The following is a 3,747-nucleotide window of genomic DNA, read 5'->3' on the forward strand; positions in this document are numbered from 1 at the left end:
AACGCGATCGGCGCGCAGCTGGTCGGTGGCGCCGATCGCGTTCTCGCACGCCATGACCTGCAGCGGCGCGGCCGAGGGGGAGCGGAGCGCGAGCCCCGCGACGATCGACGGCGCCACGAAGCGCAGCACCGTCGGTCCCACGGCCGTGGTGACGACGTCCGCGGTCGCCACCTCCTCCGCGACGGCATCGGGGTCGGTGCGGCTGTTCACCGCGCGGAACCCGGTGACGACGTGATCGGTCCCCCCGGGGCCGGCCTCGTGCACGGTGTACTCGTCGACCGCGTTGATGGCGTCGACGAGAGCCCCGGCGACATCCGAGAACACGACCTCGTACCCGCCCTCGTGCAGCAGCAGGCCGACGAATCCGCGCCCGATGTTGCCGGCCCCGAAGTGGACCGCCTTCATGCCTCGTTCACCTCCGACAGGAGCGTGTAGAGCTCCTCCGGGGTCTGCGCCGCGGCGAGCTTCGCGACGTCGTCCTCGTCCGAGAACAGGATCGCGATGCGCGACAGGATCTCCAGATGCTCGTCCCCGACACCGGCGATGCCGATCACGAAGGTCGCCTGCTCGCCGTCCCAGTCGACGCCGCCGTCGTAGCGCACGACCGAGAGGGCCGAGGCCAGGATGGCGTCCTTCGCGTCGTTGGTGCCGTGCGGGATCGCGAGCCCGTTGCCCATGTAGGTCGACACGGTCTGCTCGCGCTGCCGCATCGCGTCGACGTAGGCGGGGGTGACCGCTCCGGCGGCGACGAGGATGTCCGTCGCCTCCTGGAGGGCGTCGTCCCGCGTCGCACCCGACGGGTGGATCCGGATCTGCTCGAGGGTGAGCACGCTCATTCTTCGTCCTTTCGCTGTTCCCTGACCATCTCGACGACCTCTTCGTACTTCGGCGAGTTCATGAAGTTGTCGACGGAGACGTGGATGGAGTTCGGCGACTTCGTCTGCGCCCGCTCCGTGAGCTGCTGCTGCGTGATCACCAGATCGGCGGTGCCGTCGAGGTTGGCGATCGCCGCGTTGGTCACGGTGACGCCCTCGATCCCGGCCTTCTTGATCTTGTTGCGGAGCACGCTGGCGCCCATCGCCGAGGAACCCATACCCGCGTCGCACGCGAACACGATCGTGGAGATCGGCCGGTCGGCGACCACGGTCGCGGGCGCCTCGGTCGCGGCGGTGGCGGTGGCAGCACCCGACGAGGTGCGCAGCGCGTCCATCGCAGCGGACGACTTGCCCTTGTTCGCCTCGGTCTGCGCGATCGCCGCGCCGAACGTGTCGCCCTCCGCCGCGAGGTCGCGCTTGCGCGAGGCCCGCAGGATCACGGCGGTGAGCAGGAACGTGACGGCCGCAGCGAGGATGACGGATAGGTAGACCACGAGCAGGTTCGCGACGCCGGGGCCGATCGCCGCGGCGGTCACCGCGATGATGCTGCCGGGCGCCGCGGGGAAGGCCAGGCCTCCGCCGAGAAGCATGTTCGTGGTCACACCGGTCGCTCCACCCGCGATCAGGGCGAGGATCGTTGCCGGCTTGCTCAGCGCGTACGGGAAGTAGATCTCGTGGATGCCGCCGAAGAACTGGATGATCGCGGCACCGGGCGCGGACGCCCGCGCGGCACCGACCCCGAAGAAGCTGAACGCCAGCAGCAGGCCGATGCCCGGACCGGGGTTCGCCTCGATGAGGAACAGGATCGACTTGCCGGTCTCGGTCGCCTGCTCGATGCCGAGCGGGGTGAACACGCCGTGGTTGATGGCGTTGTTGAGGAACAGCACCTTCGCGGGCTCGACGATGATCGACACCAGCGGCAGCAGGTTCAGGCCCACGAGCCAGTCGACGGCGGCGCCCAGCGCGGTGCTGATGCCGAGCATGACCGGTCCGAACGCGAAGAAGCCGACGATCGCGAGGATCATGCCGAGGATGCCCGCCGAGAAGTTGTTCACGAGCATCTCGAACCCGGGGCGGATCTTGCCGTCCCACAGGCGATCCATCTGCTTCGTGAGCCATGCGGCGATCGGTCCCATGATCATGGCGCCGAGGAACATCGGGATGTTCGTGCCGACGATCACGCCGACCGTGGCGATCGTGGCCACGACGCCACCGCGCTCGCCGTAGACCAGGCGGCCCGCGGTGTTGGCGATCAGCAGCGGCAGCAGGTAGGTGACCATCGGGCCGACCAGCCCGACGTACGCCAGGATGTTGCCGCCGTCACCCTCGGCCACCGCGGTCATGGCACCCTGCCAGCCGATCGCGGCCGAGTCGCCGCCGCCGCCGATGATCTCGGCGACCCCGGCCCAGTGCCAGCCGAAGGGGCTGTCCGCGCCGAAGAAGCCGGCGGGGATGAAGAGCATCGTGATGAAGCCCCAGGCGATGAAGGCCGCGATGTTCGGCATGATCATGCCCGAGAGGAAGGTGCCGAAGCGCTGGACACCCAGGCGGAGGCCGCCGGGTCTCGTGGCGGCAGGTGACGTCGTCGTCATGATGTCGTCTCTTTCTGGTGAGGGGGGAGTGCCGCGGCGAGGGTCGCCACGGCGGTTCGGGCGGAGGAGGCGTCGTCGGCGTCCAGCGCGGCTTCCGCCAGGCTGAGCGCGTCGGATGCGGTGCGTTCGGAGAGGGCGCGGCGCACGTCGGCCAACGCGGACGGCGCCATCGAGAGACTGGTCGCACCGAGACCCACGAGCACGACGGCGAGGAGGGGGTCGGCCGCGGCCTCCCCGCAGATCCCCACGGGCTTGCCGAGACGGGCACCGGCCGCGCCGACCTCGCGCACCAGCCGGAGCACCGCGGGGTGCCACGGGTCCTGGAACGACGCGACCGAGCCGAGCAGGCGGTCGGCCGCCATCGTGTACTGCGTCAGGTCGTTGGTGCCGATCGAGGCGAAGTCCGCGTGGGCGAGCACCCGGTCGGCCAGCAGGGCGCTGGACGGGACCTCGACCATGACCCCGGCGGTCTTCAGCCCGTACTCGCGTGCGAGTCCCGTGAAGTACACGGTCTCCTCGACCGTCGCGACCATGGGCGCCATGACCCACAGGTCGGCGTCGGTCTCGGCGTCGGCTTCCGCGAGCGCCGTGAGCTGCTCGCGCAGGATGTCCTCGCTCGCCCGCAGCGCCCGGAGGCCGCGGAGCCCCAGGGCCGGGTTCTCCTCGTGCGCGTCGTTGAGGAAGGCCAGGGGCTTGTCGGCGCCCGCGTCGAGCATGCGCACCACGACCTTCCGGCCGGGGAACGCCGCCAGGAGCTCGCGGTACGACTCGCGCTGCTGCGCCACCGTCGGGGCCTGGGACGCCGAGAGGAACAGGAACTCGGTGCGGAACAGCCCGACGCCCTCGGCCCCCCGAGCGACCGCATCGGCGGCGTCTGCAGGCTTCCCCAGGTTCGCCAGCAGCGCGATGGGCGTGCCGTCGGCGAGGGCGCCGGGAGTGGCTGGTGCATCGACGGCCGAGCGTCGGGCCGCGGCGCGCTCGGCGGCACGGGCGAGGGCCTCGGTGCTGGGCTCGCGGGTCACGACGCCGGCAGCGGCGTCGACGATCACGGTCTCGCCCGTGGTGAGGGCGGTGCCCTCGGACGCCCCGACGATCGCGACGATGCCCTTCTCACGGGCGAGGATCGCGGTGTGCGACGTGGGGCCGCCGTCCGTGGTGATCAGCGCGAGCACCTGGTCGAGGTCGAGCAGCGCGGTGTCCGCCGGGGCGAGGTCGCGCGCGACCAGCACGAACGGGTGCCCGGGGTTCGGCACGCCGGGGGCGTCGACCCCGCGCAGGCG

The 3,747-nt window shown here is 71.2% G+C and carries 4 protein-coding genes; all 4 read right to left on the reverse strand.

Translation table 11 applies throughout. The features are described from left to right. Positions 1–405 (reverse strand): mannitol dehydrogenase family protein (locus DW309_RS07305; protein WP_524538333.1); only part of this gene is annotated, 405 nt, incomplete at its 3' end. Next, a complete protein-coding gene (locus DW309_RS07310; protein ID WP_136030348.1) occupies positions 402–836 on the reverse strand; it encodes a PTS mannitol transporter subunit IIA in 435 nt (144 codons plus the stop codon). The genes DW309_RS07305 and DW309_RS07310, both read right to left, overlap by 4 nt. Beyond that, positions 833–2,467 (reverse strand): PTS mannitol transporter subunit IIBC, encoded by a 1,635-nt coding sequence (locus DW309_RS07315; RefSeq protein ID WP_136044989.1) that lies wholly within the window; start codon positions 2,465–2,467, stop codon positions 833–835. Before DW309_RS07315 ends, DW309_RS07310 begins: the two co-directional genes overlap by 4 nt. Continuing rightward, on the reverse strand, positions 2,464–3,747 hold a 1,284-nt coding region (locus DW309_RS07320), incomplete at its 5' end, for a putative PEP-binding protein (protein WP_136044990.1). The genes DW309_RS07320 and DW309_RS07315, both read right to left, overlap by 4 nt.

Source organism: Microbacterium sp. K41 (assembly GCF_004794395.1).
GTDB lineage: Bacteria > Actinomycetota > Actinomycetes > Actinomycetales > Microbacteriaceae > Microbacterium > Microbacterium sufflavum.

Coding starts and splice junctions, on each gene's coding strand:
- DW309_RS07310 (WP_136030348.1), bottom strand. CDS start 836: ATGAGCGTGCTCACCCTCGAGCAGATCCGGATCCACCCGTCGGGTGCG.
- DW309_RS07315 (WP_136044989.1), bottom strand. CDS start 2,467: ATGACGACGACGTCACCTGCCGCCACGAGACCCGGCGGCCTCCGCCTG.